Annotated in this window: 1 protein-coding gene; it reads right to left on the bottom strand. The window is 62.6% G+C overall.

The window, feature by feature from the left end; translation table 11 throughout:
• Nucleotides 1–33: 33 nt before the first annotated feature.
• Nucleotides 34–1,407 carry an IS4 family transposase gene (locus AB4061_RS40510; RefSeq protein ID WP_441641649.1) on the bottom strand — a complete coding sequence of 458 codons (1,374 nt, stop codon included), beginning with the start codon at nucleotides 1,405–1,407 and terminating at the stop codon, nucleotides 34–36.
• Nucleotides 1,408–1,439: the final 32 nt, after the last annotated feature.

Raw genomic sequence — 1,439 nt, 5'->3', positions numbered from 1 at the left:
GCTCAGGATTACCCACAAATCATCGACATGACTTCATTCGTTCTGGCGGAAGATGCGATACATCTTGATGCTCTCGTGCAGGATGAAGAAGCCGCGCCAGAGCACAGTGGGCCCTGGCGGGCGGTCGTGCTTACGGCCCAGATAGCCGCCGAGTTTGGCAATCCACAGGACGGCCTCGCTCAGCGTGGGCGGCTTCTTGGGCGGCKTGGTCGTAGCGTGAGTGCTGCAGTACAACGCTTGCCACTCGATGGGTTGCAACAGCACCTCGCAAGTGAGGTCTGTCTCGAGCCGGGAGAGCAGCGTCGCATACAGAATGCGCCAACTGATCACAGCAAAGAGCGCGGTAGCGCGCATGAACCGATCGACGCTGCCGAACTGCCTGGCCTCGATCTGACAGCCACTCTTGAGCACCCGATGCCACGACTCAATCGTCCAGCGGCGCGCGTACCAGGCGAGCCGCTCAAGCGCCTGCTCGCGAGAGTGAGTGGGTACCGAGGTGAGCAACATCCACTCGATCGGCGTCACGTCTGCAGGAGCGTTCGTCTCGATAGCCCACACCGCAAACAGGTCGACTTCGGCCAGGTTCGGGCGGCTGCACGGTGGTCGCATCCGCACCGGCGCACAGCGGATCGCAAGCTGCGCGGTGCGTGCCACGGTCTTACTGGCGGCAGGTACCTGAAGTTGGGTTTCACCCAACACTGGAGCCAGCGCCATGGCTTCCCACAGGTACTTCTGGGGATGATCCACGCCCCGGTTCCAGGATGCGCGCACCAGCCAATCGACCCCGGCAGGCCGCTCGGCGAGGAACAACTCATAGACGTCCGCCTCGCGGTCGCACACGCCGACGAGTTGGGTATCCGGACAGCGCGTCTTGAGCGTGCTGAGATGCTTGATGCCCTCAAGCCACTTCGCGCTCTCTTTCTCGGTGATCGGCAACTGCTTGCGGCTATGACGCTTGCCCAGCTGTTCAAGTGGCCGAGTCCACGTCTTCAGCCCGAGCACCCCAAGCGGCAAGCCCTCCGGTGTGAGGGCGAGCAGGCTATGCATAAAGAACCCCCGAACGTGCTTGTGGCTCGTGTAGCCCAGCCCATCGGTGGATTCCAGGTGTGTCAGATTGAACTCGGTCGTGTCCTGCGCAGCCAGCACAACCGGCACCTGCTGCATGCGGCCGAGAGTCTGGGCTATGTGCGCGCCAAGGATGCCGTCGGCGTCGACCTGCTTGTTGTCGAAGAAGCGATACGCTGCCTTCAACTCCGGGGCGCTGAGGGACGTGGGAAACGAACAATGCGGGCTTTGCGCAAGACGTCGCGCGAGCGCAACCAAGCGTTGCGTGCGGCGGGCATCCCCCAATTCGGCTGCGCCAAATTCGTCGATCGCCCAGTCGTCGGAGTCGGAGGTGGAAGGCAATGGCGTACATCGCGGTGAATGACGGCAAGCAA

The sequence above is a fragment of the Cupriavidus sp. YAF13 genome, assembly GCF_052113425.1.
GTDB lineage: Bacteria > Pseudomonadota > Gammaproteobacteria > Burkholderiales > Burkholderiaceae > Cupriavidus.
This window is presented reverse-complemented; position numbering and strand designations above follow the sequence as displayed.